This window comes from Streptomyces sp. NPDC102437 (assembly GCF_044765565.1).
Classification (GTDB): domain Bacteria; phylum Actinomycetota; class Actinomycetes; order Streptomycetales; family Streptomycetaceae; genus Streptomyces.
In genome coordinates this window covers 261,566-284,306 of record NZ_JBIWKI010000006.1, presented here as the reverse complement: position 1 = coordinate 284,306, position 22,741 = coordinate 261,566, and the positions used below count along the sequence as shown (strand labels likewise).

Annotated in this window: 20 protein-coding genes; 10 read left to right on the top strand and 10 right to left on the bottom strand. The window is 70.5% G+C overall.

Features of this window, described 5'->3' with window-relative positions:
- Positions 1 to 2 precede the first annotated feature (2 nt).
- Positions 3 to 629 carry an HAD family hydrolase gene (locus ACIRJP_RS11040; RefSeq protein ID WP_404171091.1) on the top strand — a complete coding sequence of 209 codons (627 nt, stop codon included), beginning with the start codon at positions 3 to 5 and terminating at the stop codon, positions 627 to 629.
- 58 nt (positions 630 to 687) lie between these two features.
- Here the strand turns inward: ACIRJP_RS11040 and ACIRJP_RS11035 are convergent, their stop codons facing one another.
- Both ACIRJP_RS11035 and ACIRJP_RS11030 read right to left on the bottom strand, forming a co-directional pair.
- Positions 688 to 888 (bottom strand): hypothetical protein, encoded by a 201-nt coding sequence (locus ACIRJP_RS11035; protein WP_404171088.1) that lies wholly within the window; start codon positions 886 to 888, stop codon positions 688 to 690.
- Between the two features lie 2,172 nt (positions 889 to 3,060).
- Positions 3,061 to 3,285, bottom strand: coding sequence for a hypothetical protein (locus tag ACIRJP_RS11030; protein ID WP_404171085.1), 225 nt, complete (start codon positions 3,283 to 3,285; stop codon positions 3,061 to 3,063).
- Positions 3,286 to 3,525: 240 nt separating this feature from the next.
- Between ACIRJP_RS11030 and ACIRJP_RS11025 the strand changes: the two genes are divergently transcribed.
- Positions 3,526 to 3,909 carry a cold-shock protein gene (locus tag ACIRJP_RS11025; protein ID WP_383772335.1) on the top strand — a complete coding sequence of 128 codons (384 nt, stop codon included), beginning with the start codon at positions 3,526 to 3,528 and terminating at the stop codon, positions 3,907 to 3,909.
- 22 nt (positions 3,910 to 3,931) lie between these two features.
- On the opposite strand, the gene ACIRJP_RS11020 is transcribed toward ACIRJP_RS11025, so the two are convergent.
- The 4 genes from ACIRJP_RS11020 to ACIRJP_RS11005 are packed head-to-tail and all read right to left on the bottom strand — an operon-like array spanning position 3,932 to position 7,434.
- Positions 3,932 to 4,792, bottom strand: coding sequence for a 1,4-dihydroxy-6-naphthoate synthase (locus ACIRJP_RS11020; RefSeq protein WP_404171082.1), 861 nt, complete (start codon positions 4,790 to 4,792; stop codon positions 3,932 to 3,934).
- Entirely contained in the window at positions 4,773 to 5,480 is a 708-nt protein-coding gene (locus tag ACIRJP_RS11015; protein WP_404171079.1) for a futalosine hydrolase, read from the bottom strand. Before ACIRJP_RS11015 ends, ACIRJP_RS11020 begins: the two co-directional genes overlap by 20 nt.
- A gap of 28 nt (positions 5,481 to 5,508) precedes the next feature.
- The gene (locus tag ACIRJP_RS11010) at positions 5,509 to 5,988 is read right to left on the bottom strand and encodes a DUF2771 domain-containing protein (RefSeq protein ID WP_404171076.1); all 480 of its coding nucleotides are present in this window, start codon (positions 5,986 to 5,988) and stop codon (positions 5,509 to 5,511) included.
- Positions 5,989 to 6,015: 27 nt separating this feature from the next.
- A complete protein-coding gene (locus ACIRJP_RS11005; protein WP_404171073.1) occupies positions 6,016 to 7,434 on the bottom strand; it encodes an MFS transporter in 1,419 nt (472 codons plus the stop codon).
- Positions 7,435 to 7,902: 468 nt separating this feature from the next.
- Between ACIRJP_RS11005 and ACIRJP_RS11000 the strand changes: the two genes are divergently transcribed.
- From ACIRJP_RS11000 to ACIRJP_RS10985, 4 genes are all read left to right on the top strand, one after another.
- On the top strand, positions 7,903 to 8,838 hold the full coding sequence (locus ACIRJP_RS11000) for a DUF3027 domain-containing protein (protein ID WP_404171070.1): 936 nt from the start codon (positions 7,903 to 7,905) through the stop codon (positions 8,836 to 8,838).
- Positions 8,839 to 9,277: 439 nt separating this feature from the next.
- Entirely contained in the window at positions 9,278 to 12,544 is a 3,267-nt protein-coding gene (locus ACIRJP_RS10995; protein ID WP_404171173.1) for a sacsin N-terminal ATP-binding-like domain-containing protein, read from the top strand.
- 207 nt (positions 12,545 to 12,751) lie between these two features.
- Positions 12,752 to 13,636, top strand: a complete 885-nt coding sequence (locus ACIRJP_RS10990; RefSeq protein ID WP_404171068.1) for a DUF5707 domain-containing protein — start codon at positions 12,752 to 12,754, stop codon at positions 13,634 to 13,636.
- 143 nt (positions 13,637 to 13,779) lie between these two features.
- On the top strand, positions 13,780 to 14,553 hold the full coding sequence (locus tag ACIRJP_RS10985) for a DUF5707 domain-containing protein (protein ID WP_404171065.1): 774 nt from the start codon (positions 13,780 to 13,782) through the stop codon (positions 14,551 to 14,553).
- Positions 14,554 to 14,569: 16 nt separating this feature from the next.
- Here ACIRJP_RS10985 and ACIRJP_RS10980 read toward each other — a convergent pair whose 3' ends face one another.
- Entirely contained in the window at positions 14,570 to 17,062 is a 2,493-nt protein-coding gene (locus ACIRJP_RS10980) for an HAD-IC family P-type ATPase (RefSeq protein WP_404171062.1), read from the bottom strand.
- A 110-nt stretch (positions 17,063 to 17,172) separates the two neighbouring features.
- The gene (locus ACIRJP_RS10975) at positions 17,173 to 17,493 is read right to left on the bottom strand and encodes a DUF2530 domain-containing protein (protein ID WP_404171059.1); all 321 of its coding nucleotides are present in this window, start codon (positions 17,491 to 17,493) and stop codon (positions 17,173 to 17,175) included.
- A gap of 210 nt (positions 17,494 to 17,703) precedes the next feature.
- Between ACIRJP_RS10975 and ACIRJP_RS10970 the strand changes: the two genes are divergently transcribed.
- A complete protein-coding gene (locus ACIRJP_RS10970; protein WP_404171056.1) occupies positions 17,704 to 19,158 on the top strand; it encodes an NCS2 family permease in 1,455 nt (484 codons plus the stop codon).
- Here the strand turns inward: ACIRJP_RS10970 and ACIRJP_RS10965 are convergent.
- A complete protein-coding gene (locus ACIRJP_RS10965) occupies positions 19,151 to 19,366 on the bottom strand; it encodes a ribbon-helix-helix protein, CopG family (RefSeq protein ID WP_072485765.1) in 216 nt (71 codons plus the stop codon). The genes ACIRJP_RS10970 and ACIRJP_RS10965 overlap by 8 nt on opposite strands.
- 145 nt (positions 19,367 to 19,511) lie before the next feature.
- Here ACIRJP_RS10965 and ACIRJP_RS10960 point away from each other — a divergent pair, with 145 nt between their 5' ends.
- Together ACIRJP_RS10960 and ACIRJP_RS10955 are read left to right on the top strand one after the other, a co-directional pair.
- The gene (locus tag ACIRJP_RS10960; RefSeq protein ID WP_072485764.1) at positions 19,512 to 19,952 is read left to right on the top strand and encodes a MarR family winged helix-turn-helix transcriptional regulator; all 441 of its coding nucleotides are present in this window, start codon (positions 19,512 to 19,514) and stop codon (positions 19,950 to 19,952) included.
- 95 nt (positions 19,953 to 20,047) lie between these two features.
- The gene (locus ACIRJP_RS10955) at positions 20,048 to 21,382 is read left to right on the top strand and encodes an MFS transporter (protein ID WP_404171053.1); all 1,335 of its coding nucleotides are present in this window, start codon (positions 20,048 to 20,050) and stop codon (positions 21,380 to 21,382) included.
- A gap of 74 nt (positions 21,383 to 21,456) precedes the next feature.
- On the opposite strand, the gene ACIRJP_RS10950 is transcribed toward ACIRJP_RS10955, so the two are convergent.
- On the bottom strand, positions 21,457 to 22,041 hold the full coding sequence (locus ACIRJP_RS10950) for a Uma2 family endonuclease (protein WP_404171050.1): 585 nt from the start codon (positions 22,039 to 22,041) through the stop codon (positions 21,457 to 21,459).
- 100 nt (positions 22,042 to 22,141) lie between these two features.
- Between ACIRJP_RS10950 and thpR the strand changes: the two genes are divergently transcribed.
- Entirely contained in the window at positions 22,142 to 22,717 is a 576-nt protein-coding gene (thpR, locus tag ACIRJP_RS10945) for an RNA 2',3'-cyclic phosphodiesterase (protein ID WP_404171047.1), read from the top strand.
- Positions 22,718 to 22,741 lie beyond the last annotated feature (24 nt).

The window sequence follows — 22,741 nt, the reverse complement described above, 5'->3', positions numbered from 1 at the left end:
CAATGGATGTCATGCCTTCGCACCCCCTGACGGTCGGCTTCGACCTGGACATGACGCTTCTCGACACCCGGCCCGGCATCAAGGCCGCCTACCTGGCACTTTCCGCCGAAACAGGGACGCCGATCGACGCCGATCTGGTGGTGAGCAGGCTCGGCCCGCCGGTCGACGAGGAGCTGCGGAACTGGTTCCCCGCCGACAAGGTGGCGGCGACCGCCGACCGATACCGCGAGATCTACCCCACATACGCCATCACCCCCAGCCCCGCGCTCCCGGGCGCCCGGGAGTCGCTCGCGGCGATCCGCGAACGGGGCGGCCGGACGATAGTCGTCACCGCCAAGCACCAGCCGAGCGCGGAACTCCACATGACCCACCTGGGCATCGACCCCGACGCGATCATCGGCGGCCTGTGGGCCGAGGCGAAGGGCCACGCCCTGCGCGAGCACGGCGCCGACATCTACGTCGGCGACCACACCGGCGACGTACGCGGCGCCCGCACCGCCGGCGCCCTCTCGGTCGCGGTCACCACCGGCCCGTGCGACGCGGCGGAACTCCGGGCGGCGGGTGCGGACGTCGTCCTGTCGTCCCTGGCGGAGTTCCCGGCGTGGCTGGAGACGTACGCGGCGGGCTGATGCACGGGGCGGGCGCGCGGGCGCGCCGGGCGCAGGGCCGCTGGGTGCGGGGTGCCCTCTACGCCTTCGCCGCGCATTCCACCCAGAGCAGCTTCCCGCCCTGCCCCGGCAGCCCGCCACGCATGGGGTACGCGCCCCAGCACTCCGCGTACATCGTGACGAGGTGCAATCCCCGCCCCCGCTCGGCCAGTTCCTCCGGCGCCTGGGCGCCCCACCGGAACGGGGCGGGGATGTGCGGATCGGTGTCCCACACGCTCATCCGTACCCGGCTGCGCCTGGCATCGCGCGCGGAAGGTCTTCGCTGAGGTGATTCGCGGAGCCCCCTCCTGATTCGCCGATCGACGGAGGGGGCTCTTCTTGTCCGTCGGAGGCAGCAGCGCTGCTCAGCCGATCGCGGACGAGCCAGTATCGAACGCGGATGTATCGGACAGGCTGGTTGGCGAGCCTGTGTCAGGCGCGCCAGCGCCGAACGAGCCGGTTTGATCGGATTGACCGGACAAGCCACTGGTGTCGGCCTGTGAGGTGCCGGCAAGCATCGGCTGCTGCGGGCTCCCGCTCCCGGTATCCGCCGGCTGCGTCCCGGTGTCCGCGCCCGGCGCCGCTCCCATGGAGCAGGCAATAGATCCAGGCGTGCAAGAGCCGGGACCCGAGGGAACCGACACCTCCGGGCCAGGCGTCGTGGTCGGCGTTGCCGGCGGCGAAGAGGGCGGCGTCGCGGCCGGCGGTTGAGAAGCCGGTGGTGCTGCGGCCGGCGACTGAGAAGCCGGTGGCAATGTTGTCGTCGACGGTGTCGACGGCTGAGAAGGCGGCTCCGATATTGGCGGCTGCGAAGTATACGGATACAGCCCTGGCCCGGTATTGGGCTCAATAATGGTAGTTGTAACTGTCGTGCCGAGTGGAAATTTTTCCACCCTGGGCGGCGAAATCGGAGGCGCCTCAGCGGGCGGCATTTCAATAGGTCCCTTTTGTTTACACCACCTACGACCCCAGCCCCAGCCCTCGTTATATTGGGCTCGCTGGGAGCTTGTCAGGTTCGAAGGCGGATCATTGGGATTGCAGCCCCCGGCGTCGTGGTAGCCAAGCCAGAACGAAGGGCTGTGACCATCCGATTGTGATGGGACCACTGATCCGCTCACGGCGGTCGGGACCGTCTTCGCCAAGGCTGTGTCAGTGACGCCGAGGAGCGTACTCATCGCCGTTACCACGACCGCACTGAGCCCCGCCGCTCGTTTGATCCTTTGATGCCGAGCGTCATTGCTGAACATTTCAGTATCCGCTCTTCTTTAATTCTTCAGCCGGTTGCAGACGTCCCGGTGTCGGCCTGCGAGCTGTCGGCAAGCATCGGCGGCTGCGAGCTCCCGCTCCCGGTATCCGCCAACATGGTCCCGGCGTCCGCCGACTGTGTCCCGGTATCCGCTGGCATGATCCCGGTATCCGTCGGCTGTGTCCCGGTATCCGCGCCCGGCGCTGCTCCCATGGAGCAGGCAATGGATCCAGACGTACACGAACCCGTGTCGGCCGTGGACGTGTCAACGCCCGGTGAGCCAATAGGTTGGGGCATCGGAACCGCAGGGCCGTTCACGGGCGGAGCAACCGGTTCGGACGGAGGTAGGATGGTCGGTTGGTTTTGTCCTGCCCCGGACGGTGGGGTGGCCGATTGACCTTGTACTCCGACCGCAGGCTGTTGTTTCTGAGGAAGGGGCCCTTCAAACGCATTGCGCTGCGCGCAACCGAACTTCTCCGCGCCCGCCCCGTATCCTTTATAGAAATTAGCCTTGTACAGGATTGCCGCGTCTTCCGCTCGCTTGAATTCAGCTGCATCGTTACTGGCGCGCGCTTTCGCTACGTAATCCGCCAGGTCAGAAGGGAGAGGAAACTCGCCAGTAGCGAGGAGCGGCTCACACCTCGTGCCGCTGTTGTATCCTTCTTCCCAGCCGTAGCCGCCGCCCCCACCACCTTGGTTGGGCATATATGGCGAGCCGGTCGCCACATCGGCGGAGGCGAAGGTGGGGGCCGCCATCGCCGTGCCCGCGCCGCTGAGGAGCACGCTGATCGCGGTGACAGCAATTGCGGTGAGCCCCCTCGCTCGTTTGCTTCCTTGGCGCTGAGCGCTGTTGGTGAGCATTTCAATTTCCGCTCTTGCAGATATCTATCTTCCCCCCTCCTTCATATTCAGGGTATGCCGTGCCTCCGATGCCTGCAGGACGGCCTGGGACCAGAAGTCCCGTTTTTCGTTCGGCTTGACGCCGTGTCCGTCAGTGACCGCCTTACTGGAGCCACCACCGGGTCGGGTCGGTACCCGTTCGCGCTCGTGCAGGAGGCAGCCCCCGTCATGCCGTCCCCCTGGATCCTCTGGCCGATACGTCTCGTCAACTGCGTCTGCGCCAGGGAACAGGGAACAGGGAAGAGCGTTACGGATGTCCGGCCCGCCCTACCGCTTCGCCGCCCCCGCGCGCACCGACCGGATCACGCCCGCCGCGGCGATCAGGAAGCCGACGCCCATCAGCATGCACAGCGACCAGGCGATGGACGGGAGCGGATGGGTGCCGAGGAAGAGGGGGGCCATGGTGGCCAGGGTGGACAGTGCGCCGATGAAGAAGACGATCGCGCCGATCCGGACCAGCCGGTCACCCGCGCCAGGAGGTGTAGTACTCACCTGGCCAGGGTAGTTCCCGGCGACGGTGAACCGCCCCGCGGTCAACCCCGTGGCCACCGGCGCGTAAAGCAGGCGCCGTTTCCGGACACAGTCCGGATGACCAGGCTTGACGAGGGGTACTCCCCCTGGGGAGGCTGCTGCCAGCAGGGGAGCACCACCACTGGATAGCCTGACCTGCTGAGGATTTTTTTCCGGGTTCCGGCATACAGGTTGCATACGGGTTGAGATGGGGTGCGTGCTTTGCCGACTGGCAAGGTCAAGTGGTTCAACAGCGAGAAGGGCTTCGGCTTCCTCTCCCGCGATGACGGCGGCGACGTCTTCGTGCACTCCTCCGTGCTCCCCGACGGCGTCGACGTCCTCAAGCCCGGCCAGCGGGTCGAATTCGGGGTCGTCGCAGGTCAGCGTGGTGACCAGGCGCTCTCGGTGGCGGTCTTGGACCCGACCCCGTCCGTCGCGGCCGCGCAGCGCCGCAAGCCGGACGAGCTCGCGTCCATCGTGCAGGACCTGACCACCCTGCTGGAGAACATCACGCCGATGCTGGAGCGCGGCCGCTACCCCGACAAGGCGGCCGGGAAGAAGATCGGCGGTCTGCTGCGCGCGGTCGCCGACCAGCTCGACGTCTGAGAACCAACAAAAAGAGCGAAGCTCAGACGAACGACAGTGCGTCGGGGCCGAGGGGCGGTACCAACCCCTCGGCCGCCGCGCGGGTCAGCAGTCCGCGGATCGCCGCGTAGCCGTCCTCGCCCAGGTCGGCGGTGAACTCGTTGACGTACAGCCCGATGTGCTGATCCGCCACCGCCGGGTCCATCTCCTGGGCGTGGGCCAGCACGTAGGGCCGGGACGTCTCCGGGTCGTCCCAGGCCATCCGTACCGAGGTGCGCACCGAGTCGGCGAGCAGCTTCAGCGTGTCCGCGCCCAGCGAGCGCTTGGCGATGATCGCGCCGAGCGGGATCGGCAGCCCGGTCGTCTCCTCCCAGTGCCGGCCCATGTCGGCGAGGTTGTGGAGCCCGTAGTTCTGGTACGTGAACCGCGCCTCGTGGATGACGAGACCGGCGTCCACCTTGCCGTCGCGCACGGCCGGCATGATCTCGTCGAACGGCATCACGACGATCTCGCCGACACCGCCCGGCACCACCTCGGCAGCCCAGAGGCGGAACAGCAGATACGCGGTGGAGCGCTCGCTCGGTACGGCCACGGACCGGCCGGTCAGGTCCGGGTCCGCGCCCTGCCTCGTGAGGACGAGCGGGCCGCAGCCCCTGCCCAGCGCCCCGCCGCACGGCAGCAGCGCGTACTCGTCGAGCACCCACGGCAGCACCGCGTACGACACCTTGAGGACGTCGAGCTCGCCGCGCTCGGCCATCCCGTTGGTGATGTCGATGTCCGCGAAGGTGACATCGAGGGCGGGCGCACCGGGGACCCTTCCGTGCGCCCAGGCGTCGAAGACGAAGGTGTCGTTCGGGCAGGGCGAGAAAGCGATCCGCAGCGGGTCAGGATTCGTGTCGGTCATGGTGGGTCCAACCTTCCAGTACGGGTACGAGCTTCCCGAACGCCTCGGTGAGCGCCGCCAGCGCGTCGCCGATGCGCCAGGCGTCCCGGTCGCGCGGGCCCACTGCGTTCGAGACCGCCCTGACCTCCAGGACGGGCAGGCCGACGCGCTCGGCGGCCTCCGCGACCCCGAAGCCCTCCATGGCCTCGGCGGCGGCCCGCGGGTGCGCGGCGAGCAGGGCGGCGGCGCGGTCGGCGGAGCCGGTCACGGTGGAGACGGTGAGGACGGCGCCGGTGACCGCGCCGGTGGCGGCGGCCACCTCCCGTACCAGCGACCGGGGCGGGAAATGCCAGGCGCGGCCGAAGCCGAGCTCGGTGACCGGCACGAAGCCCGTCGCGGTCTCGGCGCCCAGATCCGCCGCGCCGATGCGGTCGGCCACCACCAGGGAGCCGACCGGTGCGACGCCGGCGAACCCGCCGCCGATGCCGGCCGAGATCACCAGGCCGTAGCGGTCCGAGGCCAGACCGAAGGCGGCCGAGGCCGCCGCGGCGGCCGGCCCCGCACCGCCCGCCAGGACGTCGAAGGGGCCCGCGCGGTGGATCTCCGCGCCCGGAACGGAGAAGACCGACGACGCCCCGGAAATGTCCCCGAACGCGCGCGTGACCGCGTCCCGTTCTGCTGGGACAGCGGTCACGACGAGCACACGCACGGGGAGAGCCTCCGAGGTCAGGAGGGGATCAGGAGGTCTTCTTCAGCTCGAAGTGCCAGATGCCGACGAGCTTCTTGCCCTTCGTCTCCACGATGCTGATCTGCGTCTTGTTCGTGGTCTCGCCGGTCTGGCTGGAGAAGAAGGCGCTGCCCGGGATGGACCGGTAGGTCTTCTTGTACGGCTCCTGCTCGGCCTGCTGACCGTTGATGAACAGGGTCCAGCCGTTCTCCGCGACCTCGGGGTCGACGCCGAAGCGGACCTTGTCGTCCATCGCGACCTCGACGGACTTCTCCGCCTTCTTGTTCAGGCAGCTCTGGTACACGGACGGCTTGAGCGCCTTGCCGTCGTTGTAGCAGGACGCCTCGGCGCTCACCGAGTTGCCGCCGACCGTTACGGTCGCGAGCGGCGTCGGCTTGTCGCAGGCGGAGAGGACAAGGAGTCCCGCGGACACGGCACCAAGAGCGACGCCGATTCGGCGGCCCTTACCGGAGAAGAACGCAACGGTCATGGGCCGAAGGCTATCGGTCGCTCCGGTTCATGCCACGCGGGGGTGCGGCGAGCCGCGGCGCGCCGCGCCCAGCAGACCCCGTACGGACGTTGCGGCGCCGAGGGCGAGGATGCCCGCGGCGACCGACATGCCCAGTACGCCGTTGAGGGGGAGGGCGATGCCGATGCCGCCGCCGATCACCCAGGCCATCTGGAGCACGGTCTCGGACCGGGCGAACGCGGAGCTGCGCACCTCCTCGGGTACGTCGCGCTGGATCATCGCGTCCAGCGAGAGCTTCGACAGGGCCAGCGCGAAGCCCGCGGTGGCGCTGAGCGCGGCGACCATGACCGTGCCGAAGAGGAGCGCGGCGAGCACCGCGACCCCCAGGGCCAGGGCCAGCACCGAGACGACGATCGCCTCGGGGGCGCGGGCCCGCAGCCAGGAGCCGACCGCCGTACCGGACGCGTTGCCCACACCGGCCGCGACGCCGGCGATGCCGAGCGAGACGGCGGCGCTCTGCCCGGCGAGCGGGTGCTCGCGCAGCAGGAACGCCAGGAAGAAGATCAGGAAACCGGAGAGCGCGCGGTGCGCGCAGTTTGCCTGGAGCCCGTTCAGCACGGACGGGCCCACGGACCGCAGACCGGGCCGCTTCTCCCCGTTCCCGTCCCGGCGCCGCGCCTGCCCGCCCGCGCCGCGCCCCGAGTCGCCCCGCGAGACCGCCACGCCGTGCGGCGGCACCAGCTGGGCCTTCCGCTCGCCCTTCGCCGAGTCGACCTTCGGCGGCAGCGTGAAGGCCAGCACGGTCCCGCCGAGGAAGATCGCGCACGCACCGTACAGCGGCCAGCCGGGCCCGACGGTCTGCAGAGCCGCCCCGACCGGGGCCGCCACCCCGGTCGCCAGGAGGCCGGCCAGGGTGACCCGGGAGTTCGCCTTCACCAGGGAGAAACGGGGCGGCAGCAGACGCGGTACGACGGCGCTGCGCACCACCCCGTACGCCTTCGAGCAGACCAGGACGCCCAGCGCGGCCGGATAAAGCTCCAGGCCGCCGGTGGCGACCGCGCCCGACATGGTGATCGCGAGCACCGCGCGGGCCAGCATCGCGCCGGCCATCGCGGCGCGGCGGCCGTGCGGCAGCCGGTCCAGGAGCGGGCCGATCACGGGCGCCAGGAGCGTGAAGGGTGCCATGGTGACGGCGAGGTAGAGGGCGACACGGCCGCGGGCCTCGTCCGTCGGCACGGAGAAGAACACCGTCGAGGCGAGCGCGACCGTGATCATCACGTCGCCCGCGCCGTTCACGGCGTGCAGCTCGATCAGTTTGCCGAGCCCGGACTCCCCGGCGCCATGGGCGTGCGTCGCTTTCCGGATGCCCTTGGCGGTTTCGGTGAACGGTTTGTGGAGGGCATGACCGACCGCCCGGCCCGCCCTGCGGAGCGGGCCGGAGTCCTTGTGCGACCTGGCGGAAGTCACTTCGTCATAGTGCCCCAGCCACGGTGGCGGCGAACCGGTGACGGGGCAGGGCGCGGCGCACTCCGCCCCGTCGGGCCAGTGATCCGCGCCGCCCGGCCGGGGGCTCCCCGGGGCGGCCCGCGCTGGCGGCACGGCACCGGATGCGGTGATCGCGACACCGGATACGACGACGTCACAGCACCGGATACGGCGATGTTCGGCACGGGATCCGGTGCTGTTTGGGACGGGCAGGTGGGCGGGGGGCGGCGGAGAGGGTAGCGTGCGTAGCGCGCCACCGGCGGTTGTTCTCGGCCGCGCGCCTCTCGGCGATCCCGCAGAATGGGTTGCAGAAGGTGTGCCCGAGGCAGGCAGTAACGGGTGTGGACGTCGACGCGGCCCCCAGGTCCGCTCCGCCCCCACCCGTCATGGCCGAAACCGATGGATGTGCTGGCGCGCTCGTGAGACTGGCGTAGGAGAGAAGCGAGACCTGTGAGTGCTGCGACGACGCGAAGCCGTACGGCCCGTACCCCTGTTCCCGACCGTCTGTGCGCCGAGGCGGTAGACCTGGCCCGCGCGGCGGCCGAGGAGGCAGCCGCGCCGGGCGCCGTCGGTGAGCATGTGGCCGTGGTCTCCGAGGGGGACCGGGTCGTCACGCACTTCTTCGAGTGCGAGGAGCCCGGCTACCGGGGCTGGCGCTGGGCGGTGACGGTAGCCCGCGCCTCCCGCGCGAAGAACGTCACCCTCGACGAAACGGTGCTGCTGCCCGGCAGCGACGCGCTCCTCGCCCCGGAGTGGGTGCCGTGGAGCGAGCGGCTGCGCCCCGGCGACATGGGGCCGGGCGATCTGCTGCCCACCGAGGCGGACGACATCCGCCTGGAGCCCGGCTACACCGGTGAGGACGAGCCGCCGCCGAACTCCGCGGTCTCCGAGATGTCGCAGGAGATGGCCGATCTCGTCGACGCGGAGGACGCGGAGCTGACGACCCGCCCCGCGACGACGAGCCGGGGCTCGATCGCGGCGGTCGCGGACGAGCTCGGCATGCGGCGGGCGCGGGTGCTGTCCCGGTACGGGCTGCACGCGGCGGCCGACCGGTGGGACGAGGCGTTCGGTGCGAAGACGCCCATGGCGCAGGCGGCCCCGGCCTCGTGTGTCACCTGTGCGTTCCTGGTGCCTCTGGCGGGCTCGCTCAAGCAGGCCTTCGGGGTGTGCGCGAACGAGTTCGGTCCGGCGGACGGGCGGGTCGTGTCGCTGTCGTACGGGTGCGGTGGGCACTCGGAGGCGGCGGTGATGCCGAAGCCGCCGAAGCCGACGCCGCACGCGCTGGACACGATGCAGGCGGACGAGTACCCGTTGCGGCCGGCCCGGGACTCCGGCTCCGTCCCGGTGGAGGCGGACGCGCCGACGGAGGACCTCGGGCACTCGTAGGGCCCGGCCGGGCGGTGTGGCTTCCCCGTTCCGCGGGGTGCGGGTCGCTCCGGCGAGCCGATTCCGTCCTCGAACACCGGACGGGCCGGGTGGGTGCCGCGCGGGCATGAGCGGGATGCCGGGCGGCCTCGGCGAGCCGCTTTGTCCTCAATCGCCGGACGGGCGTGATTTTCCCGCTCGTCCGGCGATTTTCCCGAGGGGCTCGGGGCTTCCCACGGGCCCGGGTCAGCCGGGCAGACCCAGCCCGTCCGGCGATCGAGGGCGCAATCCTTGCTGTGGTGGGCGGTGCGGCAGCCAAGCGCCCGGAGGCGGCAGCCAAGGGCCCGGTGACGGACGCCGGGCCGCGAACCCCGTCCGGTGTGAGGACCCGGTACCTTCGGGCGCACACTTGGCGGCACGGGCAGTGCGCAACCGGAAAGAGCGGAGTCAGAGCGTGAGCATGAATGCGACCGAGGGGGCCGATCCGTTCGGGACCGCACGGCTCCGGCGCGGAGTGCTCGACGCCTGGGGCGCCGGCCCCGCCAGGTTCCGCGAGGACGCCAACGCCGAGGAGGACCTCGCGCTCGGCGGCTACCGCGACCGCCTCGTCGTCGAGCTCGCCCAGAACGCCGCCGACGCCGCCGCCCGCGCCCAGGTCCCCGGCCAGCTCCGCCTCACCCTGCACCCGGCGACCCCGGACACCCCCGCGCTCCTCGCCGCCGCCAACACCGGCGCACCCCTCGACGCCACCGGCGTGGAGTCGCTCTCCACGCTGCGTGCCTCCGCCAAGCGCGAAGGGCACGAAGGCGCCGTCGGCAGGTTCGGCGTCGGGTTCGCCGCCGTGCTCGCGGTGAGCGACGAACCCGCCGTCGTCGGCCGGCACGGCGGTGTCCGCTGGTCCCTCGCCGAGGCCCGCGACCTCGCCGCGCGGGCGGCCGTCGCCAGCCCCGGACTCGGCGACGAACTGCGCCGCCGCGACGGCCACGTACCGCTGCTCCGGCTCCCGCTGCCCGCCGAGGGCACCGCACCCGAGGGGTACGACACCGTCGTGGTCCTCCCGCTGCGCGACGGCGGCGCCGAGGACCTCGTGGTCCGGCTGCTCGACGCGGTCGACGACGCCCTGCTGCTCACCTTGCGCGGCCTGGACGAGATCGTGATCGAGACCCCGGACACCGTACGGACGCTGCGCCGCTCCCAGCACGGCCCGTACACCCACGTCGAGGACTCCGCGCGCGGCACGAACCGCTGGCGCACCGTCACCCACCACGGCCCCGTCGAGGCCGCCCTGCTCGCCGACCGCCCCCGCGAGGAACGGCTGCGCCCGCACTGGTCGGTCACCTGGGCGGTCCCGGTCGACACGGAGGGCGCCCCGGTCCGCCCCCGCACCCTCCCCGTCGTCCACGCCCCGACCCCCACCGACGAACCCCTCGGCATCCCCGCGCTGCTCATCGCCTCGCTGCCGCTCGACACCGCCCGCCGCCACTTCGCGCCGGGACCGCTCACCGACTTCCTGGTGCAGCGCGCCGCCGACGCTTACGCCGAACTGCTCGCCGGCTGGCAGCCGGTGTCCGTCGACACCATCGACCTCGTACCGGGGCCGCTCGGCAAGGGCGAACTGGACGGGGCGCTGCGCGGAGCGATCCTGGAGCGGCTGCCGCGCGTCGCGTTCCTGGCGCCCGCCGCCCCGCGCGACACCACCGCCGAGGCGGACCGGTGGGACACCTGGGACGTGCAGGCGGAAGGCGTCCCCCAGGCGGCCACCACGGCGCTGCGGCCCATCGAGGCCGAGGTGCTGGAAGGCGTCGGCGCCGAGACGGTACGGGTGCTCGCAGAGGTCCTGCCGTGTCTGCTGCCCGCCGGGCTGGAACGCCGCAGCGAGCTGCGTACGCTCCAGGTCGCCCGGGTCCCGCTGACCGAGGCGATCGACCGCCTCGCCGGTCTGGAGCGTGCCCCCGGCTGGTGGCGGAGGCTGTACGACAGCCTGTCCGGCATCGACCCGGACCGCCTCTCCGGCCTGCCCGTACCGGTGGCCGGAACAACGGAGGCCACGGACTCCGCGACCGGGACCCCGGCCCTGCCCCGCACCACCATCGGCCCCCGCCAGGTCCTCCTCCCGCTCCCCGGCGCGACTGCCGGACCGGTGCTGGAACGCCTCGCCCGGCTCGGGCTGAAGGTCGCCCACCCGGACGCCGCCCACCCGCTGCTGGAGAAGCTGGGCGCCCTGCCCGCCACCCCGCGCGCCGTGCTGACGACCCCGCAGGTGCGGGCCGCCGTCGCCGGATCGCTGGACGCGGGCGAGATCTGGGACGAGGACGCGCTGGACGCCGACGAGCTCGCCGAGACCGTCCTCACCCTCGTCCGGGACGCCGAACTGGCACCCGGCGACGAGCCCTGGCTCGGCGCGCTCGCCCTCCCCGACGAGGACGGCGAACCGGCCCCCGCCGGAGAACTCGTGCTGCCCGACAGCCCGTTCGCGGCCGTCATGCGGGAGGGTGAACTCGCCCTCTGCGACCAGGAGCTGGCCGACCGCTGGGGCGAGCAGCCGCTCACCGCCTGCGGCGTGCTCGCCACCTTCGCCCTCGTACGGACCGCCGATGTCGTACTGGACCCGGACGAACTGGAGCCGCGCGAGGGCGACTTCGCCGAGCCCGACGACGCCGGTCTGCTGGACGCCGTGGACGTGTGGTGCGAGGACATCCTCGACCAGCTGCAATTGAATCTGCCGCCGCGCAGCGGTGACGATGAGGGGTGGTGGTCGGGTGGCGGGCGGGCCCCCGTACCGCCGGTCGCCACCGAGATCGTCGCCGTCCGCGATCTGGACCTGGTCGACGACGACGCCTGGCCGCAGGCGCTCGCCATGCTCGCGCAGCCACCGCTGCGCGACGCGCTGACCCAGCCGGTGCGGGTGCTGTTGCCGGACGGCACCACCCAGTCGGTACGCCCGTACACCGCCTGGTGGCTGCGCGACCATCCGGTGCTCGACGGCCGCCGTCCCGCCGGGCTGCGGGCCGCGGGCGGCGACCCCCGGCTGGCCGGGCTGTACGACTCCGCCGACGCGACCGGGTTCGACGACGCGCAGGTGCTGCGTGCCCTCGGCGTACGGACCTCCCTCGCCGCCCTGCTCGACGAGCCGGGCGGCGCCGCCGAACTCCTCGGCCGGCTCGCGGACGAGGACCGCCCGGTGGGACCCGTACAACTGCACTCGCTGTACACGGCCCTCGCCGATCTCGACCCGGAACAGGTCACGCTGCCGGACGAGCTGCGAGCCGTGGTCGACGGCGAGGTACGGGTCGTCGACGCGGCGGACGCCGTGATCGCGGACGCCCCCGATCTGCTGCCGCTCACCGAGGGGCTCCCGCTGCTCCCGGTCGCCCCGACGCGGGCGGCGGACCTGGCCGAGCTGTTCCAGGTGCGCCGGCTCGGCGAGAGCGTGGAGGCGGAGGTGTCGACGGAGGGCGAAGAGCACCAAGTGCCGGACGCGGTACGGGTACTGCTCGGCGCCGGGACCCCGGACGTGTACGTCGAGCACGCCGAACTGCGCGCGGGCGGCGTCGAACTGGACTGGCGCCGCACCCCCGACGGCACGGTGCACGCCGCCACCCTGGAGGGCGTCGCGGCGGGCCTGGCCTGGGCGGCGGGGCAGTGGCCGCGCCGCTTCGAGGTCGCGGCGCTGCTGGAGGACCCGTCCCGTACGGAGGAGCTCGCCCGGGACCGCTGGTTCGACTGACGGACGGTCGCGGGCAGGCAGGGCGTCGGCGCTCGCGGGCGTCCGGCTGCGCCCTCCGAGGGGATCTTCGCAAGAAGTTCATCTCGGCGTACAACCCTTCACATGCGTTGCGGGTCTGGTTTGGCGAGTCAGCAGACTCACAGTCCGAACCAGCCCCGCCCGTGGCGCCTCACGTGCCCGCGGGGCCTTTCTCCACTGGGGAAACACATGCGAATTCGTGCCACCGTGGCCGCCGTCTCCGGCGCCCTGGCCCTGTCTGCTCTGGCTGTCCCGGCCGCCCTCGCGGGGGACCACTCCGTTCCGAACCTGAACAAGCCGACGTCGGGCGCCGAGGTCTTCGGCACCGCCGCCGCGCCGGGTGCCTCGAAGGCCGCCGCGGCCACCGCCGCCGACGCCTCGGAACCCGTCATCTCCAAGGTCGTCGTCAACGGCGGCAAGGACATCGTCCTCGGCACCACCGCCAAGAAGACGATCTCCGTCTCCGTCACCGCCTCGCACCCCTCCGGGGTCGTCGACGCCTACGCCGACCTGTGGCACGGCACCAACCCGAACTCGCCGGACACCATCGACGGCGCGATCCTGCCGAACGAGGAAGCGGCGACGTGCACCAAGGTCAACGCGACGACCTCGACATGCAAGCTGACGTTCACGATCGACCCGCGCTACGACCTGTACAAGAACGCCCTGGCCGGCACCTGGCACGTCAGCGGGGCCGCGCTCGCCGGTAGCGGGGACATGGCGTGGAACGACTTCTTCGGCACCGCCCGGGTGCAGCGGCTGTCGAAGCTGACGGTCAACGCCGCTCCGGAGCCGGTGAAGAAGGGCGGGACCATCACGGTCACCGGGAAGCTGTCGCGGGCGAACTGGGAGGACCACGCGTACCACGGTTACGCGACGCAGCCCGTGAAGCTCCAGTTCCGCAAGAAGACCAGCTCCACGTACACCACCATCAAGACGATCAAGTCGAGCAGCGTCGGCAACCTGAAGACCACGGTCAAGGCCTCGGTCGACGGCTACTGGCGCTACAGCTTCGCGGGGACGTCCACCACCCCGGCCGTCACCACCGCCGGTGACTTCGTCGACGTGAAGTAGCCCCACCCGGGCCCACGCGGACCCATCGAGGCCACCCGTGGCCACCGTGAGCAGCGGGATCCCTCCACGAGGGGTCCCGCTGCTCACGCATCCGCCCTGTGCATCCCATCCGGCCCCCAAGGCCTTTCTCCACGGAGAAATCCATGCGCATTCGTGCCACTGTCGCCGCAGTCTCCGGCGCGCTGGCCCTGTCCGCCCTCGCCGTTCCGGCGGCGCACGCGGCAACGGCCGATCCCGTCATATCCAAGATCACCGTCAACGGTGGCAAGGACATCGTCCTGGGCACCACCGCCAAGAAGACCGTCACCGTCTCGGTGACCGCCTCGCACGCCTCCGGCATCGAGACCGGCTGGCTGCTCCTGTGGCACGGCAAGGACCAGGACGAGGGCATGGACGGCGCGCTGCTGCCCAACGAGGACGACGCGACCTGCAAGGCCGCGAGCGCGACCACCAGCACCTGCTCCCTCACCATCACCATCGACCCCAGGGTCGACCTGTACAAGAACGCGCTGGCGGGCTCCTGGCACGTGCTCGCGGGTGCGGAGGCCAAGGACGGCTCCAGCTACTACTCGGACTACGCCGCCACGGCGAAGATCCAGCGGCTGTCGAAGCTGACGGTCAACGCCTCGCCCGAGCCGGTGAAGAAGGGCAAGACCATCACGGTCACCGGGAAGCTGTCACGGGCGAACTGGGAGGACCACGCGTACCACGGTTACGCGACGCAGCCCGTGAAGCTCCAGTTCCGCAAGAAGACCAGCTCCACGTACAGCACGGTCAAGACGATCAAGTCGAGCAGCGTCGGGAACCTGAAGACCACGGTCAAGGCCTCGGTCGACGGCTACTGGCGCTACAGCTTCGCGGGGACGTCCACCACCCCGGCCGTCACCACCGCCGGCGACTTCGTCGACGTGAAGTAACGGCCGGAGCCGCGCGCTACACCGGGAAGCGTCGGCCGACCAGCCGCCAGGCGTACTCCAGGCCGGCCGACGCCACCACCGCGATGCCCACCGCCGCCCACGGCATCGTCGTCCCGACCAGCTTCAGCGCGAAGAACTCCTGGAGCCACGGCACCACCAGCACGATCAGGAACGCCAGCCCCATCGCCGCCACCAGGGCGATCCGCCACCAGGTGTACGGGCGGGCGATGATCGCCAGCACCCACATCGAGACCAGGAACAGCGTGAGCGTGGCCGCACTGGTCTCGGCGTCGAGGGCGCCCGGACCCGAGTAGTGGTTCCGGGCGATCAGATATGTCGTGAAGGTGGCCGCGGCGGCGATGACGCCCGACGGGATCGCGTACCGCATGACCCGGCGCACGAAGTGCGGATGGGCCCGTTCCTTGTTGGGGGCCAGGGCCAGGAAGAAGGCCGGGACGCCGATCGTCAGCGTCGACAGCAGGGTCAGGTGGCGCGGCAGGAACGGGTAGTCGACCTGTGTGCAGACCACCAGGACCGCCAGCAGCACCGAGTAGACGGTCTTGGTCAGGAACAGGGTGGCGACCCGGGTGATGTTGCCGATCACCCGGCGGCCCTCGGCGACCACGGACGGCAGTGTCGCGAAGCTGTTGTTCAGCAGCACGATCTGGGCGACGGCCCGGGTCGCCTCGGAACCCGATCCCATGGAGACGCCGATGTCGGCGTCCTTCAGCGCCAGTACGTCGTTGACGCCGTCGCCGGTCATGGCGACCGTGTGGCCGCGGGACTGGAGGGCGGCGACCATGTCCCGCTTCTGCTGCGGGGTGACCCGGCCGAAGACCGCGTTCTCCTCCATGGCCGTGGCCATGTCGTCCGGGTCGGTGGGCAGCTTGCGGGCGTCCAGGGTGTGCTCGGCGCCCGGCAGGCCCAGCTTTCCCGCGACCGCGCCGACCGAGACCGCGTTGTCGCCGGAGATGACCTTCGTGGCGACCCGCTGGTCGGCGAAGTAGGACAGGGTCTCCGCCGCGTCCGGCCGCAGCCGCTGCTCCAGCACGACCAGCGCGCTCGGTACGGCCCCGGCCGCGCTGTCCGGCCCGTCGAGCTCGCCCTCGGCGCGGGCCAGCAGCAGCACCCGCAGGCCCTGCTCGTTGAGCTGCTCGATCTCGGTGAGCGCCGGGTCGTGCTCGGGCAGCAGCACATCGGGGGCGCCGAGCAGCCAGGACGACTCCCGGCCGCCGCCCTCGTCGAACGCGGCGCCGCTGTACTTGCGGGCCGAGGAGAACGGCAGTGTCTGCGTGCACAGCCACTTCTCGCCGTCAGGGTAGGCGGCCACGATGGCCTGGAGGCTGGCGTTGGGGCGCGGGTCGGACGAGCCGAGAGCGCCCAGCACGCTCCGTACGTACGTGTCGTCAGCACCGCCCAGCGTCCGCACCTCGGTGACGTCCATGCCGCCCTCGGTGAGGGTGCCGGTCTTGTCCAGGCAGACGACGTCGACCCGGGCGAGCCCCTCGATGGCGGGGAGCTCCTGCACCAGGCACTGCTTGCGGCCGAGCCGTACGACTCCGATCGCGAACGCGACCGAGGTGAGCAGCACCAGGCCCTCGGGGATCATCGGGACGATCCCGCCGACGGTCCGCGCGATCGACCCCTTGAGGTCGTTGTCGTTGACGACGAGCTGGCTGATGACGAGGCCGATCGCGGTCGGCACCATCATCCAGGTGACGTACTTGAGGATCGTGGAGATGCCGGTGCGCAGCTCGGACTGGACGAGGGTGAAGCGGGACGCCTCCTCGGCGAGCTGGGCGGCGTAGGCCTCGCGGCCGACCTTGGTGGCGGTGAAGGCGCCGCCGCCGGCGACCACGAAGCTGCCGGACATCACGGGGTCGCCGGGCTGTTTCAGTACCGGGTCGGCCTCGCCGGTGAGCAGCGACTCGTCGATCTCCAGACCGTCGGCCTCGGCGACCGTGCCGTCCACGACGGCCTTGTCGCCGGGGCCCAGCTCGATGAGGTCGCCGAGGACGATCTCGGAGGTGGAGATCTCGGCCGAGACCCCGTCGCGCCGCACCGCGGGTTTCGCCTCGCCGATGACCGCGAGGCTGTCCAGGGTCTTCTTGGCCCGCCATTCCTGGACGATGCCGATGCCGGTGTTGGCGATGATCACGAAGCCGAAGAGGCTGTCCTGGATCGGCGCGACGAACAGCATGATCAGCCAGAGCACGCCGATGATCAGGTTGAACCGGGTGAAGACATTGGCCCGGACGATCTCGCGCACGGAGCGGGACGAGCGGACGGGGACGTCGTTGACCTCACCGCGGGCGATCCTCTCGGCCACCTCGGCGGCCGTCAGTCCGCGTGGATCCACGGCCGGGGCGGGCAGCTTCACCGGGTGGACCGGGTCGAGCTCGGCCCCGGCGTCGATCATGGCCGGACCCGGATGGCCGGGGGTGCCGGTCGTCCCGGGGATCTGCTCGCCGGTCTCTTCGCCGAAGGAATGGGATGCCCGCTGCGTCATGGTTCCGACGGTACGGGTGGATGGTCCGATTCACCCACTGGGTGGTCGGAAGATCAGACCAGGGGAGGAGGAGTGGTGGTCCTGTGGTGCTACTCGGCCGGTGACGGGCCCTAAGGGCTGGCAGGGCTGCCCGGCCCTCGGCTGGTGGCACCCTTCGCGGTGTCGCCCGGAAACTCGGCGGCAGCAGCGGCGGCCGCCCGCTTGATCGCGGCGTCACGTCCCCGTACGTACCAGATGCCGATCAGGCCGAGCCCCGCACCGGCGAGACAGGTCCACACCCACCACAGGTGGCCGTGGTCGTCGAACCAGTTGTAGAACGGGAGCTGGACCAGGAAGAGGACGAACCAGAGGATCGTGCCGCCGGTGATGGTGGCGACGACGGGCCCCTCCAGGGGCTCGGGTGCCTCGTGCTTCGGTGTCCACTTCGCCATGACCTCAGTGTATGGGGCCCTTGTGCGGCCCCGTGAGGACGGCGGTCCCGAAGCCTGCGCGGCCGGGCGGCCCAAGGGTCTACGCGCGGAGATAGCGATCTTCGCCTTATGTATTCATACTGAATCTGCTTAAGGCTGACTCGAATTATTCGTGTAAAAGTCCAAAGCTGACCACTTTCTTCCCCCCTCTACGTACGACTGAGGTCATACATGTCCCCCTCGGCCACCGCTCCGGTCGACGCCGAGCAGCCCCCGGCTTCCCAGCCACAGGGCCGCCTGGACCGGTTCTTCAAGATCTCCGAGCGGGGGTCGTCGGTCGCACGCGAAATCCGTGGTGGATTCGCCACGTTCTTCGCGATGGCGTACATCATCGTGCTGAACCCGATCATCCTCGGCAGCGCGCACGACATCAATGAGCACTACCTCAACCATGGCCAGCTGGTCACGGCGACCGTGATCACGGCGGCGTTCTCCACGCTCCTCATGGGTGTCATAGGCAACGTGCCGATTGCGCTGGCCGCCGGTCTCGGCGTCAACACCGTCGTCGCGCTCCAGCTCGCACCCCGGATGACCTGGCCCGACGCGATGGGCATGGTCGTCCTCGCGGGCATCGTGGTGATGCTGATGGTCGCGACGGGCCTGCGGGAACGCGTGATGCACGCCGTACCGATGTCGCTCCGCAAGGGCATCGCGATCGGTATCGGCCTCTTCATCCTGCTGATCGGCCTGGTCGACTCCGGCTTCGTCTCCCGCATCCCGGACAAGGCGGAGACCACCGTCCCGCTCCAGCTCGGCAGCGACGGCCACCTCAACGGCTGGCCCGTCCTCATCTTCGTCATAGGTGCGCTGCTCACCCTCGCGCTGATCATCCGCAAGGTGTCGGGCGCGATCCTGATCTCCATCGTGGCGATGACGGTCCTCGCGCTGATCGTCAACGCGGTCGCCGGCCTGCCGGACGGCGCCTGGGGGCTGACCGTCCCGAAGTGGCCGGGCAATCCGGTCGCGACCCCGGACTTCGGGCTGCTGGGCAATGTCAGTCTGTTCGGAGGCTTCCAGAAGGTCGGCGTCCTGACCGGCATCCTGTTCGTCTTCACCGTGCTGCTGTCCTGCTTCTTCGACGCGATGGGCACCATCCTCGGTGTCGGCGACGAGGCGAAACTGACGGACAAGGACGGCAACTTCCCCGGCATCAACAAGGTGCTGTTCGTGGACGGCATCGCGGTTGCCGCGGGCGGTGCGAGTTCCGCATCGGCGGGCACCTGCTTCGTGGAGTCCACGGCGGGTGTCGGCGAGGGTGCCCGCACCGGCTTCGCGAGCATCGTGACGGGCCTGCTGTTCACGGTGGCGCTGTTCCTGACGCCGCTGGCGACCATGGTCCCGTCGCAGGCGGCCACCCCCGCGCTGCTGGCGGTGGGCTTCCTGATCATCTCGGGCTCGGTGCGGGACATCGACTGGAGCGACTACACACTCGCCGTCCCGGCCTTCCTGGCCATGGTGATGATGCCGTTCACGTACTCGATCACCAATGGCATCGGCATCGGCTTCATCGCCTTCTCCGTGCTGCGGGTGGCCGCCGGGCGCTGGCGCGAGGTGCCGGTGCCCATGTACGTGGTCTCCGCCGTCTTCGTCTTCTACTACGCGATGCCGGCCCTCGGCCTCACGTGACCTCTTCGGCCCTGATCCCCGCGGTCCCCTCCGGGCCGTAGAACCTCTCCGTCTCGTCGACGGCCGCCTTGAAGCGCTCGTCGAAATCATCGCGAATGAGCGTCCGGACCACATAGTCCTGGACGCTCATTCCGCGTTTGGCGGCATGCTGCCGGAGCCGGTCGAGCAGCTCACCGTCTATCCGCAGGCTGAGCACAGTCGATCCCATGGCAAGCAGGGTTACGGCCCACCGGGTCGTTTCGCGTTACTTTCCGGAGCCGACTCACTCGTTCGGGTGATCGATTGGGCGAAGCGCCACTTCCCCGTGTAACACGAATGGTCTTTAGGGCAGCTAATGAGTTACGCTAATGAACATGCCTGACCTGATCCACGACGGCGACAGTGCGGCCGCCGTGAGCTCCCTTCGCTCCGCCGTGATGCTGCTCAGCCGGCGCCTCAAGCACCAGCGCGTCGACGAGTCGCTGAGCCCCACCGAGATGTCGGTGCTCGGCACGCTCGCCAGGTGCGGCTCGGCCACGCCGGGCGAACTGGCCCGCAAGGAGCATGTGCAGCCTCCGTCGATGACCCGCATCGTCGCGCTGCTCGAAGCGAAGGGGCTGGTCAGACTGGAACCGCACCCCGATGACCGTCGCCAGAAGGTGGTCAGCCAGACCGAGCAGGCCGAGGCCATGCTCGAAGAGAGCCGCTCCAAGCGGAACGCCTGGCTGACCGCCCTCGCCGAGGGCCTGGACGAGGACGAGTGGGAGACGCTGCGCAAGGCGGCACCCGTGCTGGAGAAGCTCGCCCACCTGTAGCGGCACGGGCCGCGCCGGTCCACAGCCGGCGCACCGCCCGCACCGCCGTACCCCGTCAGTCAGCGAAACGTATACGCCCGAGGAGGCGAACCCTTTTGAGTACGGGATCCGGAGCAGACTCCGCCCCCGCACCGACTTCCACCCACGAGAGCAAGCCCGGCGGGACCTTCTCGTCGCTGAAGATCCGTAACTACCGCCTGTTCGCCACGGGCGCCGTGATCTCCAACACCGGTACCTGGATGTCCCGCATCACGCAGGACTGGCTCGTCCTGAGCCTCACCGGGTCCGCCGCCGCCGTCGGTATCACCACGGCCCTCCAGTTCCTCCCCATGCTTCTGTTCGGCCTCTACGGCGGCGTCATCGCGGACCGCCTCCCGAAGCGGAAGCTGCTCCTCGTCAGCCAGGCGGCGCTCGGCCTCTGCGGGATCGCCCTCGCGGTTCTCACGCTCTCCGGTGTCGTCCAGGTATGGCACGTCTACCTCATCGCGTTCCTGCTCGGCATGGTGACGGTGGTCGACAACCCGGCCCGTCAGTCCTTCGTGTCCGAGATGGTCGGACCCGCTCAGCTGCGCAACGCGGTCAGCCTCAACTCGGCGAACTTCCAGTCCGCCCGGCTCATCGGCCCGGCCGTCGCCGGTGTCCTGATCACCACGGTCGGCAGTGGCTGGGCCTTCATGTTCAACGGTCTGTCCTTCGCCGCCCCGCTCATCGGCCTGCTGATGATGCGTACGAGCGAGCTGCACAAGACCACCGTCGTGCCCCGCGCCAAGGGCCAGCTGCGGGAGGGCCTGCGTTACGTCTCCGGCCGCCCCGAGCTGATCTGGCCGATCGTCCTGGTCGGCTTCGTCGGCACGTTCGGGTTCAACTTCCCGATCTGGCTGACGGCCTTCGCGGACGAGATCTTCCACGGCGGCGCCGGGATGTACTCCTTCTTCAACATCCTCATGGCGGCCGGCTCCCTCGTCGGCGCCCTGCTCGCCGCCCGCCGCCGTTCCTCCCGGCTGCGGATGCTGGTGGCCGCGGGAACGGCGTTCGGTCTGCTGGAGATCATCGCGTCCCTGTCGCCGTCCGTCTGGCTCTTCGCGATCCTGCTGGTCCCGATCGGCATGATCGGCCTGACGACCAACATCAGCGCGAACACGAGCGTCCAGATGGCCGCCGACCCGGCCATGCGCGGCCGGGTCATGAGCCTGTACATGATGGTCTTCGCCGGCGGTACGCCGGTGGGTGCCCCGATCGTCGGCTGGATCAGCGACGCCTACGGGGTCCGTACGGGCATGGCGGTCGGCGGCGCGTTCTCGCTGGTGGCCGCACTCGGCGTCGGCTTCATGCTGGCCCGCGTGGGCGGCCTGCGCCTGCGCGTGGACCTGCGCCCCGGCCGCCCGCACGTCCGGTTCGTCCCCCGGGAGGAGCTGGCCGCGGCGGCGTGAACGCCGTCCGACGAGGACCGTGGCACGGCCCCGACCGGTGAGCACCGGTCGGGGCCGCCGTGTGTCCGGGGGCGTCAGTCGCGGGGGAAGTCGGCGGTCTCCAGGGTGAGTCCCACGACGGTCGAGGTGAGATCGACCGGCGTGCCGAAGTCGAGACTCAGCATGCTGCGGTACTCGTCCTCCTTCGGAAGCGTGTGGAGGTGCCACGTACCGGTGTACGGGTCGACGATGAGGTACACGGGCACACCGGCGGTGGCGTAGGTGGCCTTCTTCGACCCGTAGTCGTTGGCGGCGGTGCTCTTCGAGATCACCTCGGCCACGAACTCGATGTCCTGGTAGCGGCACTGGCCGTCGGCGTCCTCGGTGGCACCTTCGGTCAGTGCGACGACATCGCAGGCGAAGCCGTTGAGCAGCCCCGGGAAGTCAATGCGCACATCGGACAGCAAGCGCTCGCGGGGGTATCTGGCGCGCAACTGCTCGATGATGTCGAGAATGATTCGCCAGTGTGTGCGCCGTTGCGGCGACGTGTAGATGTTCCCCTCGACGATCTCGACCTTGAATCCCTCGGGGGTGGGCTCAAGCCACTCGAACATCATGTCCAGAGTGCGCTTGTCGCTGCTGTCGGCCATCTCGATCCTGTCGGTCTCCACGACAGTCATCGTGGCGCTCCTCCCCGCTGCCGCGCGGGCGCGGGCAGCCGCGTAGTACAACGATACGTACGGAGCCCTGGACACGCCGGTACGGTGCGACACTCGGCGCATGAGCCGTCTCAGACTCTTCGTCGCCGTGCTGCCGCCCGCCCCCGCCGTCGAGGAACTGCGCCGCGCCGTCGCCCCGCTGCACGCGTTGCCCGAGGCCGAGCGGCTTCGCTGGACCGGGGTGCCCGGATGGCACTTCACGCTGGCGTTTCTCGGGCCCGTGGACGAGGAACTGCTGCCCGAGCTGGAGGAGCGCCTCGCACGGGCCGCCCGCCGCACCGAGCCCTTCCCGCTCCGCATCCACGGCGCCGGCCGGTTCGGCGGGCGGGCCCTGTGGGTGGGGGCCGCGGGCGCACTCGACACGCTGCGGCTGCTCGCCGAGCGCGCGGACGCCGCCGCCCGCCGCTCCGGCATCCCGATGGACCAGCACCGCGCCTACCACCCCCACCTCACCCTCGCCCGCAGCCGCCGCGCCGAGGTCGACCTGCGGCCCTGCGTCGAGGCGCTCGGAAGCTTCGAGGGCACCGGGTGGGAGGTCGGTGAGATGGCGCTCGTACACAGCAATCTGCCGGACTCCGGGGTGCCGGGCGAGCGGCCCAGGTACGAGGTGGTCGCATCCTGGTCGCTGGGTCGCTGAGACCGGCGGTTACGCTCGAAGGGT

Bases quoted from the DNA above. Each gene is read 5' to 3' on its own strand.
- ACIRJP_RS11010 (WP_404171076.1), bottom strand. From the start codon at position 5,988: ATGACCGTTGCGTTCTTCTCCGGTAAGGGCCGCCGAATCGGCGTCGCT.
- ACIRJP_RS10985 (WP_404171065.1), top strand. From the start codon at position 13,780: ATGCGCATTCGTGCCACTGTCGCCGCAGTCTCCGGCGCGCTGGCCCTG.
- ACIRJP_RS10970 (WP_404171056.1), top strand. From the start codon at position 17,704: ATGTCCCCCTCGGCCACCGCTCCGGTCGACGCCGAGCAGCCCCCGGCT.
- ACIRJP_RS10975 (WP_404171059.1), bottom strand. From the start codon at position 17,493: ATGGCGAAGTGGACACCGAAGCACGAGGCACCCGAGCCCCTGGAGGGG.
- ACIRJP_RS10980 (WP_404171062.1), bottom strand. From the start codon at position 17,062: ATGACGCAGCGGGCATCCCATTCCTTCGGCGAAGAGACCGGCGAGCAG.
- thpR (WP_404171047.1), top strand. From the start codon at position 22,142: ATGAGCCGTCTCAGACTCTTCGTCGCCGTGCTGCCGCCCGCCCCCGCC.
- ACIRJP_RS10990 (WP_404171068.1), top strand. From the start codon at position 12,752: ATGCGAATTCGTGCCACCGTGGCCGCCGTCTCCGGCGCCCTGGCCCTG.
- ACIRJP_RS10960 (WP_072485764.1), top strand. From the start codon at position 19,512: ATGCCTGACCTGATCCACGACGGCGACAGTGCGGCCGCCGTGAGCTCC.
- ACIRJP_RS11035 (WP_404171088.1), bottom strand. From the start codon at position 888: ATGAGCGTGTGGGACACCGATCCGCACATCCCCGCCCCGTTCCGGTGG.
- ACIRJP_RS11040 (WP_404171091.1), top strand. From the start codon at position 3: ATGGATGTCATGCCTTCGCACCCCCTGACGGTCGGCTTCGACCTGGAC.
- ACIRJP_RS11020 (WP_404171082.1), bottom strand. From the start codon at position 4,792: ATGACCGACACGAATCCTGACCCGCTGCGGATCGCTTTCTCGCCCTGC.
- ACIRJP_RS10965 (WP_072485765.1), bottom strand. From the start codon at position 19,366: ATGGGATCGACTGTGCTCAGCCTGCGGATAGACGGTGAGCTGCTCGAC.
- ACIRJP_RS10995 (WP_404171173.1), top strand. From the start codon at position 9,278: ATGAATGCGACCGAGGGGGCCGATCCGTTCGGGACCGCACGGCTCCGG.
- ACIRJP_RS10950 (WP_404171050.1), bottom strand. From the start codon at position 22,041: ATGACTGTCGTGGAGACCGACAGGATCGAGATGGCCGACAGCAGCGAC.